Annotated in this window: 14 protein-coding genes; 11 read left to right on the top strand and 3 right to left on the bottom strand. The window is 39.2% G+C overall.

The features are described from left to right. Positions 1–84: 84 nt before the first annotated feature. From yidC to rpmH, 3 genes are all read right to left on the bottom strand, one after another. The gene (gene yidC / locus R4146_RS02175) at positions 85–921 is read right to left on the bottom strand and encodes a membrane protein insertase YidC (RefSeq protein ID WP_339959815.1); all 837 of its coding nucleotides are present in this window, start codon (positions 919–921) and stop codon (positions 85–87) included. Beyond that, positions 914–1,282, bottom strand: a complete 369-nt coding sequence (rnpA, locus tag R4146_RS02170; protein WP_339959814.1) for a ribonuclease P protein component — start codon at positions 1,280–1,282, stop codon at positions 914–916. Before rnpA ends, yidC begins: the two co-directional genes overlap by 8 nt. A 68-nt stretch (positions 1,283–1,350) precedes the next feature. After that, positions 1,351–1,485 (bottom strand): 50S ribosomal protein L34, encoded by a 135-nt coding sequence (gene rpmH / locus R4146_RS02165; protein WP_219053889.1) that lies wholly within the window; start codon positions 1,483–1,485, stop codon positions 1,351–1,353. Between the two features lie 486 nt (positions 1,486–1,971). Between rpmH and dnaA the strand changes: the two genes are divergently transcribed. The 11 genes from dnaA to R4146_RS02110 all read left to right on the top strand — a co-directional run bounded on the left by dnaA (position 1,972) and on the right by R4146_RS02110 (position 15,532). Then, positions 1,972–3,327, top strand: a complete 1,356-nt coding sequence (dnaA, locus tag R4146_RS02160; RefSeq protein WP_339959813.1) for a chromosomal replication initiator protein DnaA — start codon at positions 1,972–1,974, stop codon at positions 3,325–3,327. A 228-nt stretch (positions 3,328–3,555) separates the two neighbouring features. Further along, complete coding sequence (gene dnaN, locus R4146_RS02155; RefSeq protein ID WP_339959812.1) at positions 3,556–4,689, top strand: DNA polymerase III subunit beta; 1,134 nt, start codon at positions 3,556–3,558, stop codon at positions 4,687–4,689. 36 nt (positions 4,690–4,725) lie between these two features. Further along, complete coding sequence (locus tag R4146_RS02150) at positions 4,726–5,826, top strand: M24 family metallopeptidase (protein ID WP_339959811.1); 1,101 nt, start codon at positions 4,726–4,728, stop codon at positions 5,824–5,826. Between the two features lie 217 nt (positions 5,827–6,043). Further along, positions 6,044–6,271, top strand: a complete 228-nt coding sequence (yaaA, locus tag R4146_RS02145) for a S4 domain-containing protein YaaA (protein ID WP_339959810.1) — start codon at positions 6,044–6,046, stop codon at positions 6,269–6,271. Beyond that, positions 6,271–7,386, top strand: a complete 1,116-nt coding sequence (gene recF / locus R4146_RS02140) for a DNA replication/repair protein RecF (RefSeq protein WP_339959809.1) — start codon at positions 6,271–6,273, stop codon at positions 7,384–7,386. The genes yaaA and recF overlap by 1 nt, the downstream gene beginning before the upstream one ends. Before the next feature lie 29 nt (positions 7,387–7,415). Continuing rightward, positions 7,416–9,359, top strand: coding sequence for a DNA topoisomerase (ATP-hydrolyzing) subunit B (gene gyrB, locus R4146_RS02135; protein ID WP_339959808.1), 1,944 nt, complete (start codon positions 7,416–7,418; stop codon positions 9,357–9,359). A gap of 83 nt (positions 9,360–9,442) precedes the next feature. After that, the gene (gyrA, locus tag R4146_RS02130; protein ID WP_339959807.1) at positions 9,443–11,938 is read left to right on the top strand and encodes a DNA gyrase subunit A; all 2,496 of its coding nucleotides are present in this window, start codon (positions 9,443–9,445) and stop codon (positions 11,936–11,938) included. 221 nt (positions 11,939–12,159) lie between these two features. Continuing rightward, positions 12,160–12,450, top strand: coding sequence for a 30S ribosomal protein S6 (rpsF, locus tag R4146_RS02125; protein ID WP_339959806.1), 291 nt, complete (start codon positions 12,160–12,162; stop codon positions 12,448–12,450). 39 nt (positions 12,451–12,489) lie between these two features. Then, complete coding sequence (gene ssb, locus R4146_RS02120) at positions 12,490–13,089, top strand: single-stranded DNA-binding protein (protein WP_339959805.1); 600 nt, start codon at positions 12,490–12,492, stop codon at positions 13,087–13,089. Between the two features lie 50 nt (positions 13,090–13,139). Beyond that, positions 13,140–13,376, top strand: a complete 237-nt coding sequence (rpsR, locus tag R4146_RS02115; RefSeq protein ID WP_339960637.1) for a 30S ribosomal protein S18 — start codon at positions 13,140–13,142, stop codon at positions 13,374–13,376. A gap of 110 nt (positions 13,377–13,486) precedes the next feature. Beyond that, the gene (locus R4146_RS02110) at positions 13,487–15,532 is read left to right on the top strand and encodes a DHH family phosphoesterase (RefSeq protein ID WP_339959804.1); all 2,046 of its coding nucleotides are present in this window, start codon (positions 13,487–13,489) and stop codon (positions 15,530–15,532) included. Positions 15,533–15,552 lie beyond the last annotated feature (20 nt).

The following is a 15,552-nucleotide window of genomic DNA, read 5'->3' as shown; positions in this document are numbered from 1 at the left end:
CTTAACATTATAATAATAGCACATGCAAACCAAAAAAAGACACCAAATTCAATAGAATTGGTGTCTTTTAATTAAGCTTTAATGTTATTTCCGACGGCTCTTCTTCGCTTTACGAATTGCCTTTGCCACTTTATGTTCACGTTCTCTACGTGCTTGTTCTTTAGCATCACGTTCGCGTTGCATTTTCCAAGGATTTTGTAATACCAAGGTTTGTACAGCTTGGAACGCATTGGTAATTACCCAGTAAAGTGAAAGGGCGGATGGCACATTTAGCGCTGTAAAGAAGATAATCAATGGCATCCCAATCGTCATCATGGTAGCCATTCCATTCGTTTCTGGTTGTGACTTCATTGCTAACCAGGAACTAACGAACGTCAATAGGGCAGCTAGAATTGGTAAAACAAAGAATGGATCTTTATCCCCAAGTCGTAACCATAAGAATTGCCCTGATTTCAAAATCTCAGTCCGTGAAATCGATTGGTAAAGTGCATAGATAATTGGTAATTGCACTACCAATGGTAAACATCCAGCAATTGGATTTACGCCAGCTTCTGAATAAAGCTTTTGTTGTTCTTCACGCAACTTTTGCATTGTTTCAGTATCCTTAGATGAATACTTCTTTTGTAATGCTTTTAATTGTGGTTGGATTTCTTGCGTCTTCTTCATACTGCGAGTTTGGAAAATCATCAATGGTAAGATAATAATCCGAATGATAATCGTAAACACAATGATTCCGATTCCATAACTGGATCCAAAGATATTGGATAACCAGATAATTGCCCGCGAGAAGTTTAAAACAATTCCACCATCCCAAATCCCAGTACTGTGATTAGTAATTGGGGTCGTGCTACAAGCACTTAATAGAAAGGCCAAACTAAGTACGGAAGATAACGCAATTAATTTTTTAAGTTTTTTATTCAATTTTTTGATCCTCACTATAATCAGGATTAAGTAAATTTGCTAGTTTTAATACATGAATCAAATTATACTTGATGGCTTTCATCGATTGGCCAGAAGCATGGGGACGGGCAATCACCAAGAAATCCACATCACTGCGCAATTCTGGTTTTAACTCTAAAAGTGACTGTCTAATCCGACGCTTAACCCAGTTTCTATGAACTGCGTTCCCAATTTTTTTACCAACAGAAATCCCAACTCGAAAATGAGGCTGGCTAGGCTTGTCCAATTGATAAACAACAAACATCCGATTAGCCACTGAGTTATGGTTTTCAAATACCGTCTGGAAGTCAGCTTCCTTTTTAACGCGATATGATTTTCGCATAATCCATCTCCAAGTAACGATTCAAAATATACATTAATAATGAAAAAGACCACTGAATGGTCAGTGATCTATACAGACAATGATTTTCTGCCTTTTCTGCGACGACGTGCTAACACCTTACGTCCGTTACTAGTTAACATACGTTTACGGAAGCCGTGTACACGAGCACGATGACGTTTCTTTGGTTGGTAAGTTCTCTTCATTACTAACCCTCCTTAGACTTGTTTTATTTCTATTTAAGTTTAAATACAATTCCTAAATATAATAACACAACTCCCAATAATTTTAAATAGTTATTTCGATTCCAAGCCACTATTTTTTGTTCACAGTGCGGTTAATAAAAATTGTTACGCAACTTTTATGTTCCCCAATGTTTTTAAGTTATTAACAGTTTATCAACAGGTTATGCACAGGTTTATCCACATATCCACAGGGTGTGGATAACTTTATCCACAGGTGTGGATAACTTTTACTAAATCCTATAATAACAATGTTTATAGCGTCTTTTTTATCCACAACCCCTGTTGATAACTATGTTATTAATATTTTTTATCCACAGAATTATGCAAATGTGGATAACTTTAGCCCATTTCTTGTGAAACAAATTTTTATCACTTTTCAACCTGTGGAAAACTCCCTAATTTAATGCTAAAATATTTTTTGTATTTTTAGGAAGGGAGGCACTTTATTTGGATGCAAAATCACTATGGGACAAATTAGATGAAGAACTAAAAAATGATTTTACACAAGTCAGTTACCGAACATGGTTTAGCAACGTTAAACCCATTAAGTTCGAAAACAACAAACTGACCATTCAGCTTCCTTCCCCTTTGCACGTTGATTATTGGCAAAAAAACATTACTAGTAAGGTAATTGAGTACTCATTTCAGATAACTGGTAAGGACATCACGCCCGTATTAGTAACTGAAGATCAAGTTAATGATGCAAAACAGGAACAAGAACAAAAGCAACCATTTCCAGTTGCTGATGATGAGAATAACCAATTAAATCCAAAATACACATTTGATAAGTTCGTGGTCGGTAAACCAAATATGTTTGCCCAAGCAGCGGCCCTATCAGTTGCTGAAGACCCTGGAACTACTTATAATCCCCTCCTAATCTATGGAGGGGTGGGCTTAGGTAAGACCCACTTAATGCAAGCCATTGGAAATTATATGTTGGAACAGGATCCGAGCAAAAATGTCGTATTTATTACTAGTGAGAAATTTACTAATGAATTCGTTAGTGCTGTTAAGAAAGATAGTAACGGCGGCAATGAAATGGAAAAGTTCAAGGAAAAGTACCGCAACGTGGACTTATTATTAGTAGATGATATCCAGTTTTTCTCTAGTAAGGATAAGACCCAAGAGGAGTTTTTCCATACTTTTAATGACTTACACAAAGATGGTAAACAAATCGTAATGACTTCTGATCGGTTACCGAATGAAATTGCTAAGTTACAAGATCGCTTAATTTCTCGCTTCAATTGGGGACTAGCGGTGAGCATTGACGAGCCCGATGTGGCCACGCGAACTAAGATTCTACAAAGCAAGGCTAAGTATGCCAAAATCTCCATCACTGATGAAGCGTTAGAATACCTAGCTGAAAAAGTAGATTCAAACGTTCGGGAGTTAGAAAGTGCCCTCTCAAGAGTTAAAGCGTATTCTAAGTTCCAAGGCACAAAAGCCGTCATCAATACACAATTAGTTGAAGATGCAATGAACGGCTTAGATTATTCAACTAAAATTGACCGTAATGTTGATATCAATGAGATCTTAGAAAAAGTTGCATCATATTACAACGTTCAAGTCAAAGATATCAAAGGTAAAAAGCGGTTCAAAGAAATTGTGGGGCCGCGCCAGGTCGCCATGTATCTTTCTCGTGAGTTAACTAATGCTTCGCTACCAAAAATTGGCAAGGCATTTGGTGGTAAAGATCATACGACTGTTATTCATGCTTACGATAAAATCAAAAAAGCATTGAAAAATAATGATCCCCAAATTAAAGACGAAGTTGGGGACTTAAAAACTGAGTTGCTAAGATAAAAAATGTTATAATTTTAGTAACATTTTCAACCAAATTATGACTAGTCGCTGAAAAAAGATATCCACAGGTTATCCACAGAAAATCGAGTTTATCCACAGGTTATCCACAGGCACTATCCCAGTGGTGGCAAGGGATGAGGTCCAAAATCGCGACTTTATCCACAGCCCTTACTACTACTGTTTTATTATTACTTATTGTTGTAGAGCGCAGGAGGCAAAAATTAAACTATGAAATTCTCAATCAAAAGATCAGCATTTATTCAAAGTTTGAACACCGTTTCAAGAGCAATCTCTTCTAAAACCACAATTCCAATCTTAACTGGAATTAAAATTACTGCAGATGCTGAAGGATTAATCCTAACTGGTAGTAATGCAGATATTTCAATCGAAACCCAAATTAAAACTGACAATCCTGATAACGAACTAGAAATCACAGAACCAGGTTCAATCGTGCTAACCGCTGGTTTCTTTGTAAACATCGTTAAGAAATTACCTGACACTACCATGCAACTAACGGTTGGTAACGACTTACAAGCAACCATTACATCTGGCCAATCAGAATTTACAATTAAAGGACTAAGCGCTAGTAATTATCCCCACCTACCAGAAATTGATACTGACGATTCTGTAACGTTTTCTGGTGATATCTTTAAAGAAATCATTAGCCAAACTGTAATCGCCGTATCAACTCAAGAAAGTCGGCCTATTTTAACTGGAGTGCACTTTGTATTAAAAGATGGGCAATTATTAGCAGTTGCTACTGATAGTCATCGTTTAAGTCAACGTGTCATCAACTTCTCTGGTAGTGATCGTGAATACAACTTCATCATTCCAGGAAAGAGTCTAAGTGAACTTTCGCGGATGATTGAAGACCATCAAGAATTACAAATGCGGATTGCTGAAAACCAAGTATTATTTATTTTTGGTGATACGTACTTCTACTCCAGATTACTTGAAGGAAACTATCCTGATACTTCACGGTTAATTCCAGAAGAATCAAATACTAGAATTCAACTAGAAGCACCCGTCTTATTGGCATCAATTGAACGGGCCTCACTACTTTCCCATGCATCTAGAAATAATGTCGTTAAGTTAACCATCGACCCAAATAATGCTATGATTAAGCTAACTGGTGATTCACCAGACGTTGGGACTGTTGAAGAAGAATTAGAACCAGAATCTGTTGATGGAGATGCATTAGAAATTTCGTTTAACCCGGATTACGTTAAGGACGCCCTACGTTCATTCGGCAAGACCATGATTCAAATTTCATTCTCATCAGCATTACGGCCATTTACACTTAAGCCAACTGAAGATGGGGACAGCTTTATTCAACTAGTAACGCCAGTTCGGACGTTCTAAGATCCAACGAACAAAATTATTTGTGGGGTGGTTTAATTGTCAAAACTAACATCGATTCAAAAATGGACTGCTGAACAAGGCGCTGATTTTACTTATATCAGTGATCCTAAAACAATTGAATATTTAACTGGGTTCTATAGTGACCCAGTTGAACGGGTTTTAGCGTTAGTCGTGTTTGCAGATCAAGAACCATTTATGTTTGCACCAGCTTTGGAAGTAGAAGTCATTAAGGGAACTGGCTTTAGCCACCCTGTTTATGGCTATTTAGACCATGAAAATCCATGGCAAATGATTGGAGACCAAGTTAAGAAACGGGTTGCTGATCCTAAACGAATTGCTTTGGATAAGTCATACTTACCAGTTGCCCGCGAAGAAGCATTACAAAAAGTCTTCACTGATGCGGCCTTTGACAAGGATGTAACTTCACTAGTTGAACACATGCGCTTATTTAAGACGCCAGATGAAATTGCTAAGCTAGAAGCAGCTGGCCGTGAAGCAGACTTTGCCTTTGAACAAGGTTTTGCTGCCGTTCATCCTGGAGTAACTGAAATGAGTATTGCCGCTAAGTTGGAATATGAATTAAAATTACGTGGCGTTAGTAACATGAGTTTTGACACCTTGGTGCAAGCTGGTGCCCATGCGGCGAATCCACATGGTGACACTAGTGAGATTAAGGTGCAAAATAACCAATTAGTGTTATTTGATCTAGGAACCGTTCATGATGGTTATATTTCAGATGCCTCTAGAACCGTTGCTGTTGGGAAGCCAACCGATAAGGAACTTGATATTTACAAGGTCTGTTTGGAAGCTCAATTAAAGGCAATGGATGCAGTTAAACCAGGCATCACTGCCGAAGAATTGGATTTTGTAGCCCGTGATGTTATCAACAAGGCCGGCTATGGCGAATACTTTATCCACAGACTCGGTCATGGAATGGGGATGAGTGAACATGAATTCCCATCCATCATGGAAGGCAATAAGATGGAATTACAACCGGGAATGTGTTTCTCAATTGAACCCGGAATTTACATTCCAGACGTTGCAGGAGTTAGAATCGAAGATTGTGTGCACGTGACTGAAAATGGTGCTGAACCATTTACCCACACTTCAAAAGAATTAACCTACGTTGATAAATAAAAATTAATAATCAAATTCAAAAAACATGGACTCAATTGATTTGGGTCCATGTTTTTTTGCGATTTATACCAAAATTAACGATTTAAGGCGATTTTTTATTTTTACGACTAAATATACTGGTTGAACTTAAAATTGCTAAGAAAGCCTGATAATGTGAATAAAGTGTACTTTTTACCGTTTTAAGGGTATAATAGACATTGTAAAGAGGGGTGAAAATTTGAAAAAAACTGTTTTTATCTCCACTCCATATATAACATTGGGACAAATGTTAAAGGAGGAGACAATCGTAGGTTCAGGTGGTCAAGCTAAGTGGTATTTGCGTGAGCATACCGTGATGCTAAATGACGAACCTGAAAACAGACGTGGTAAGAAGCTATATGATGGTGACAACGTCACAATCCCAGATGTGGGAATGTTTTTCATTCGGACAAAGCAGGATGATTAATGAAAATTGCAAAGTTAGAATTGGATCACTTCAGAAATTATACCCATGTGGAAACTGAGTTTTCGGATGGGGTTAATGTTTTATTAGGGGATAATGCCCAGGGGAAAACCAATCTTTTGGAGTCCATCTACGTGTTGGCATTGACCAAAAGTCATCGCACTAACAATAATGCTGATTTGATTCAATGGAAACAATCGAATGCCCAGTTAAAAGCCTTAATTACTAAGCAAAATGGGCACTTGAATCTAGAACTAGACCTAGGTAAAAAGGGTAAACGCGCAAAGGTCAATCATATTGAACAAGCAAAGCTGTCATCATACGTTGGTCAGTTAAACGTCATTTTGTTTGCGCCGGAGGATCTTTCAATTGTGAAGGGTTCACCGCAGGTACGGCGCCGGTTTATGGATATTGAGTTTGGTCAGATGAGCAATCTCTATTTATACAACACCTCGCAGTACCAGCGAATCCTGCGCCAAAGAAATAAGTATCTAAAGTTATTGCAGATCAAAAAGGCAAATGACTTAGTTTACTTAGACGTCTTATCTGATCAACTGTCGGCTTATGGGGCCCAAATTATTTATCAACGGCTCCAGTTATTACAAAAACTAGAGCAATGGTCGAGTCAAATTCATGCAACGATTTCGCAAAATAAAGAACAATTAACGTTTAAATACGTGACAACACTAAAACAAAAGCAATTACAAAGCGTAGATGACATTTACGCTGGGTTAAAACAAGCGTTCCAAGATGAACGTGACCGTGAGATTAGAATGGGGACGACCGTCTTGGGGCCGCATCGGGATGATTTAAAATTTAAGATCAACCACAATGACGTTCAAACATTTGGTTCGCAAGGTCAACAACGGACGACGGCACTATCAGTAAAGTTGGCTGAAATTGATTTGATGAAGTCAGAAACTGGTGAATATCCAGTATTATTACTAGATGATGTTTTGTCTGAATTAGATGATGCACGGCAAACGCACCTGTTAAAGGCGATTCAAGATAAAGTTCAAACGTTTTTAACCACCACTAGTTTAAGTGGGATTGCTAAGGATTTGATTCATGATCCGAAGGTGTTCAATATCACCAATGGTGATTTGGCAACCGATTGATCGTGACTCGCACAAAGGAGGAGTTTAGGTTGACTGACGAAGAAAAGCGCCGTGAAGCTGAAGCAGAAAAATATAATGCCAGCCAAATTCAGGTCTTAGAAGGCCTCGAAGCAGTTCGAAAACGTCCAGGAATGTACATTGGTTCCACAAGCGTGCAAGGACTACACCACTTGGTATGGGAAATTGTGGATAACGGAATTGATGAAGCATTAGCTGGATTTGCCGACACAATTCATGTAACGGTTGAAAAGGACAATAGTATTACCGTTACTGATAATGGACGTGGAGTGCCAGTGGATACAATGACTAAGACTGGCAAACCAGCCCTAGAAACGATTTTTACAATCTTACATGCCGGTGGAAAATTCGGTGGTGGCGGATACAAAGTTTCTGGTGGACTACATGGGGTTGGGGCCTCAGTTGTTAATGCGCTTTCCACTGAGTTAGACGTAACTGTCAAACGTGGTGGTAAGGTTTACTACATCGACTTCAAGCGTGGTCACGTTCAAGATCCAATGAAACAAATTGGGACGACTTCAGAAGAAGACCATGGAACTAAGGTGCATTTTGTACCAGATCCAGATATTTTCACTGAAACGACTACTTATGACATGGATACCTTAACCAATCGGGTTCGTGAATTGGCATTCTTAAATAAGGGCTTGCGGATTACGATTAGAGATAATCGCCCTGACGAACCCGTTGAACATGACTTCCACTATGAAGGTGGAATTAAACACTATGTTGAATACTTAGACAAAAATAAGGACACGCTATTTAAGACGCCGATTTACGTTGAAGGAAAAGAAAATGACATCAACGTTGAAGTAGCACTTCAATACACTGATGATTATCACAGTAATTTATTGACCTTTACGAATAATATCCACACGATTGAAGGTGGAACCCATGAAGAAGGGTTTAAGCGAGCTCTTACACGGGTAGTCAATGATTATGCACGTAAAAATAACTTACTAAAGGGTAAAGATGCCAAACTAACTGGTTATGATGTCCGCGAAGGATTGACGGCCGTGATTAGTATTAAGCATCCAGATCCTCAATTCGAAGGCCAAACTAAGACAAAGTTAGGTAACTCTGATGCGCGGATTGCAACTGATCGTATTTTTAGTGAACACTTCAGTCGGTTCCTATTGGAAAATCCAAGTATTGCTAGAAAGATCGTCGAAAAGGGTTCAATTGCTTCTAAGGCCCGGGTCGCTGCTAAGCGGGCTCGTGAAGTAACCCGTAAGAAGAGTGGACTTGAAATTAGTAACTTACCTGGTAAGTTAGCTAATAACACTAGTAATGATCCCGAAATTTCAGAATTATTTATCGTCGAAGGGGATTCTGCCGGTGGTTCTGCTAAGCAGGGTCGTTCTAGATTAACGCAAGCCATCCTACCAATTCGGGGTAAGATTTTGAACGTTGAAAAGGCAAGTATGGATCGAATCCTAGCTAACGAAGAAATCCGGTCCCTATTTACTGCAATGGGAACTGGATTTGGGGATGACTTTGATATTTCCAAAGTTCATTATCACAAATTGATTATCATGACTGATGCCGATGTCGATGGTGCGCACATTCAAACGTTATTATTAACGTTGATCTATAACTACATGCGGCCACTATTGGATGCCGGATATGTATACATTGCCCAACCACCTTTGTATCGGTTGAGACAAGGTAAGTTACAACGGTATATTGATACTGATCAAGAATTACAACAACTATTAAGCGAACTCCCAGGCTCACCTAAGCCACAAATTCAACGTTACAAGGGGCTTGGTGAAATGGATCCAGAACAACTTTGGGAAACAACTATGAATCCAGATAACCGCCACTTGTTACGGGTGGATTCAGAAAATGCTGCCGATGCTGCCCAAGTATTCGCCATGTTAATGGGGAACCAAATTGAACCACGGCGCAAGTTCATCGAAGAAAACGCTAAGTTCGTTGAAAACTTGGATGTTTAAAATTGTTTCACGTGTAACATTTTATGATTAGATTTGATTGTGTTTCACGTGTAACACAAATCAACAAGACTGGGTAACTATGAATGGAGGCAAAGAAATTGGCCAACGGAGATATTGTAAATCACCGAATTACGGATATTGATTTATCTAAAAAAATGCAAACCTCGTTCTTAGACTATGCGATGAGTGTTATCGTTGCCAGAGCATTGCCTGATGTACGAGATGGATTAAAACCAGTGCACCGTAGAATTTTATATGATATGCACGAATTAGGGGTTACCCCTGATAAACCATACAAGAAATCTGCCAGAGTCGTTGGGGATGTCCTTGGGAAGTACCACCCCCACGGTGATGCTGCGGTTTATGGATCAATGGTGCGGATGGCACAGGACTTCAGCTATCGCTACATGCTAGTTGATGGACACGGAAACTTTGGGTCCGTCGATGGTGATGGTGCAGCCGCAATGCGTTATACCGAAGCACGGTTGAGTAAGATTTCATTAGAGATGTTACGCGACATCAACAAGGATACCGTTGATTTTCAAGATAACTATGATGGAACGGAAAAGGAACCAACGGTGTTACCTTCTCGCTTCCCTAACTTATTAGTTAACGGAGCTTCTGGAATTGCGGTTGGGATGGCTACCAACGTGCCACCGCATAATCTAAGTGAAGTAATCAGTGCGCTTCACATCTTGATGAAAAATCCAGATGCGACAGTGGCTGATTTAATGGATGCACTCCCTGGCCCTGACTTTCCTACTGGGGGGGTCGTAATGGGTAAGTCTGGAATTCGGAAGGCTTATGAAACCGGTAAGGGAACCATTGTATTACGGGCCAAGGTTGACATTGAAGAAGTTAGAGGTCATCAACAAATTGTAGCCACTGAATTACCATACATGGTTAATAAGGCTAAATTGATTGAACGAATCGCTGACTTAGTTCGTGAAAAGCGGATTGAAGGCATTACTGACATCAAGGATGAATCTGACCGTGAAGGATTACGGGTTACCATTGATGTTAGACGGGATGCGAGTGCTGAAGTTGTGTTAAACAACCTTTACAAGCTAACCCTATTACAAACTTCATTTAGCTTTAACATGTTAGCGATTGTTCACGGGGCACCAAAAGTGCTTAGCTTAAAGGAAATCCTCCAAAACTACTTAGAACATCAAGTTCAAGTAATCAAGCGGCGGACTCAACATGACTTAAAACGGGCTGAAAATCGTGATCACATCTTACAAGGATTGTTGATTGCGCTAGATCATATTGATGCCATCATTAAGATTATTCGTGAATCTAGAACTGGGGCAGTGGCAAAGGCCCAATTGATTGATAACTATGACTTATCTGACAAGCAAGCCCAAGCAATCCTGGACATGCGACTAGTTCGATTGACTGGATTAGAACGTGAAAAAGTGGAAGATGAACACCAACGTCTTTTAAGCGCTATTCAGGAATACAAGGCCATTTTAGCTAGTCGTGAAAAAATCAATGAAATTATCTACAATGAATTACTTGAAATTCAGGATAAGTTCGGTGATGAACGTCGGACGAAGTTATTAGTTGGTGAAGTGCTCAGCATTGAAGATGAAGATCTAATTGCTGAAGAAGACGTGATGGTTACATTGACTCACAATGGTTACGTAAAGCGCCTACCAACTTCTGACTTTAAGACTCAAAATCGTGGGGGTCGTGGAATTCAAGGTATGGGTGTGCACAATGATGACTTCATTGAACACTTAGTTGCTACTTCTACTCATGATACATTGCTCTTCTTTACGAATGCCGGTAAGGTTTATCGAATGAAGGGGTATGAAATTCCTGAATACGGTCGGACTGCAAAGGGAATTCCAATTATTAATCTATTAGGCATTAAGCCAGAAGAAAAGATTGAAGCGGTCATTAACGTTTCTGAAAAGGCTAAGGATGAAGATAAATACCTCTTCTTCACCACTTTAAACGGTCGTTCCAAGCGAACTGCGATTAATGAATTTTACAATATTCGTAGTAATGGGCTAAAGGCAATTAGCTTAAAGGATGACGATGAGTTAATTCGAGTATCCGTAGTTGGAAAAGACGATAATATGATTATCGGAACCCACCTTGGGTATGCAGCTAGTTTCAAGGCATCCGATGTCCGTTCAATGGGCCGTACTGCGAGTGGGGTTCGAGGAATTAACCTCCATCCTGATGACTATGTAGTTGGTGCCGATGTTTTAGCACCGGATAGTTATGTTTTCATTATCTCTGAAAAAGGGTATGGAAAACGGACGCCAGCCAATGAATACGCAATTAAGGGCCGTGGTGGTAAAGGAATCAAGACCGCCAAGATTAGTGCTAAGAACGGACCAATTGCTGGATTGGCAACGGTTGATGGTGATGAAGACATTATGTTGATTACTGACAAGGGTGTCACAATTAGATTTGATGCAAACAACGTTTCTGAAAGTAGTCGGGTGACCTTAGGGGTTCATTTAATCCGAATGGATGATGGCTCTAAGGTGGCTACCATGGCCAAAGTGGCTAAGGAAGATGACGCAGAAAATGATGATGAGTCTGCAAACTCAGACGAATAATTAATGTTTTAAAATAAATGAACGACTTTTGGTCGTTTTTTTATTTGCTTTGCGTATTTAAATGGGTATCGCAATTCTTTCATCTCGTTATGAGATTTTATTGATTAATGCTAGTAAGCGTGCTATAATTTTAATTTGTGAATATTAGCAGTTGTCTGCTTTTATTCTCCTTGCTCTCTAGAATTGGCTAGAGGGCCAAAGACCACAAGGAGGTGTAACTCATGGAAGAAAAGAAATATGAAATTACTTACATCATTCGCCCTGATTTAGACGAACCAGCTAAGAAGGAATTAGTTGACCGTTTCGACAAGATCTTGACTGATAATGGTGCTAAGATTATTGATTCAAAGGATTGGTCAAAGCGTCGTTTTGCATACGAAATTGGCGGTTTCAATGAAGGTACTTACCACATTGTTAACTTAACTACTGATAACCACGATGCATTACTTGAATTTGATCGTTTATCCAAGTACAGTGACGGTATTTTACGTCAAATGACTGTAGTAAGATAATTAGACATTTAAGTTCTGATACGAGAGGAGTTTTTCAGCATGATTAATCGAGCCACATTAACTGGTCGTTTGACCCGGGATGTAGAATTGCGATACACCCAAAGCGGCAGAGCTGTTGGTAGTTTTACTTTAGCTGTTGATCGTCGTTTTAAAAATGGAAACGGGGACCGTGAAGCTGATTTTATCAACTGTGTCATTTGGGGCAAGTCAGCTGAAAATTTTGCTAACTATGTGCATAAGGGTAATTTGGTCGGCATTGATGGTCGAATCCAAACCCGAAATTATGAAAATAATCAGGGAACCCGTGTTTATGTCACAGAAGTAGTTGTTGAGAATTTCTCATTCTTAGAGTCACGTAATTCTGCAAACTCCAGAGGAGGCGCAGCTAACGTAAATAACTTTAATAATGGCGGAATGAACAATAATGCTCCTCAACAAAATGGTGGAAACATGAATAATTCATTTAACCCCGGCAATGGTGGTGGCGGTTTTGGCGGTAATAACCAAAATCAAAACCAAAACCAACCATTTAATACGAACCAACCTAATAATAACGGTAATGGTAGTAATAGTAATGGAAATCCATTTGCTGGTAATGGTGAAAATATTGATGTTTCAGATGATGATTTACCATTCTAATTTAAAATTAAAATGTAGACCTGAAAAAAATATAGAGTAGAGGAGTGAATATAATGGCACAAAGAAGAGGCGGACGTCGTCGCCGTAAAGTAGATTACATCGCTGCTAATCACATTGATTACATCGATTACAAGGATGTTTCCTTATTAAATCGCTTCACTTCAGAACGTGGTAAGATTTTACCTCGTCGTGTTACTGGTACTAGCGCTAAGAACCAACGTAAGTTGACTGCTGCTATCAAGCGAGCACGGATCATGGGCTTAATGGCCTTTGTAAGTGAAGACTAATCTTAAGTTAGTCTAAAAAGGGAGTGGGATCTTTTGGTCCTACTCCTTTTTTACTATCAAAAACAGATTGTGATAAAATGTAGTTATCTCAAAACATAAGAGGTATTAAAATGAAGAAAAAAATTTCATTTAAGAATACACCCCCGTTTTTGAAAAATAGACATCTACGGTGGGTAACATTCTTTATTTCACTTTTATCGATTTGCGGAACTGTAATTGCATTTCTATACGGCAGTGTAGCTGGAACCATTATGCTGGTCCTTACTTGTATTGGGCTTGCTTATGTTATTAATTGGATGAACCATTTAAGTATTAATCGAGATGAGTATATCTCTGATTTGTCTTATCGGATTCATCGTGGTGAAAGCGAAACAATGCTAGAGATGCCAATTGGGGTCATGATTTTGAGTGACGACCAAAAAATCGAATGGGTTAATCCGTACTTACAACCATACTTTGGTGATCAAGATGTGCTTGGCAAGTCCGTTGTGGATGTGGCGCCAGGGCTAAACTCGTTGATTTCAAAGTTCTGGGATTCATCAGATACGAATGAAGTTACTTGGAATCACCATCATTTTTCAATGTTGGTACAAAAGGAATTTCATACGGTATATTTAATGGATGTTACTAGTTATTATGACATTGAAGAACGTTATAATAACGAAAAGGTTTCAATTGGTGAAATCTTCTTGGATAATTATGATGAAATTACTCAATCCATGACTGATCAAGAAATTTCAAACCTTTTGAACTACGTTACTAATGAACTATCTGGTTGGGCCCGTGAGTTTGGGATGTATCTCAAACAAATTGATGATGATCACTTTATGATTATTGCTTATGCTAGTTCATTGAAGGAAATTGAAGAAGATAAATTCAAGATTCTAGATAAGATTCGCGAAAGCACGTCGAAGCAAAACTTCCCATTAACATTGAGTGTGGGAATTGCCTACGATGACAGCAATTTAAATAGTTTAGCTGATCAGGCCCAAAGTGATCTGGACTTAGCATTAGGCCGTGGTGGTGACCAGGTAGTTGTTAAGGCTAAGGACCAAGAAGCTCGTTTCTATGGTGGAAAGACCAACCCAATGGAAAAACGGACGCGGGTCCGGGCTAGAATGACGTCACAGGCCTTGCAAGAAGTGATGAAGGAATCAGATCAAATCTTCGTTCAAGGGCATCAACGACCAGATATGGACGCAATTGGAGCTTGTTTTGGAATTCGGCGCCTTGCACAAATGAATAACAAAAAGTGCTGGATCGTTATTGATCAATCACAATTACATTCAGATGTAAAACGGTTGTTGGAAACTAGTAAGGAATATCCGGAAATATTTGATTCCATCATTACACCGGATGAAGCCCTACAAAAGGCAACTGATAATAGTTTACTAATTATGGTAGATCACTCGAAGCCATCTATGAGCATTTCAGAACCACTGTATGAACGATTAGCAAACCGAGTGGTAATCATTGATCACCACCGGCGGGGTGAAGAATTCCCACCTAATCCAATCCTAGTTTATATCGAACCATATGCATCTTCTACTTGTGAATTGATTACTGAAATGTTTGAATATCAATCTCAAGATGCAGAACCAATTAACAAGCTAGAAGCAACTGCGATGTTGACTGGAATCTTCATTGATACCCAGTCGTTTTCAATGCGAACTGGGACGCGGACCTTTGATGCTGCTAGTTATCTTCGTTCAGCTGGTGCGGATTCTGAAGAAATGCAACAATTTATGGAAGAAAATGTTGATGATTATCTGGCTAGAAACCACTTAATTTCGTTAGTTGAATTTATTGATGAGGACCGGCGAATTGCATTGATTGCTGGTGAAGATGATCATCCATACGATCCAGTAACGGCAGCGCAAGCAGCTGATTCAATCTTAACGGTATCAGGAGTAGAAGCATCATTTGTTGCAACTGAGCGGCCAAATGGTGTGGTTGGTATTTCTGCTAGAAGTAATGGTGACGTTAATGTTCAAATCATCATGGAACGACTCGGTGGTGGTGGTCACTTATCTAGTGGGGCAACTCAAATTAGTGACAAGAAGGTCTCAGAAGTAAAGCCAATTTTAATTCAAACGATTAAGGATGTCCTTTCAGGCGAGACGGAAGCCGATAGTAATGATAAAATAGATGAGTAGAATTTAAAACAAGACATTTA

It is taken from the genome of Nicoliella lavandulae (assembly GCF_037546185.1).
GTDB classification, from domain to species: Bacteria; Bacillota; Bacilli; order Lactobacillales; family Lactobacillaceae; genus Nicoliella; species Nicoliella lavandulae.
This window is presented reverse-complemented; position numbering and strand designations above follow the sequence as displayed.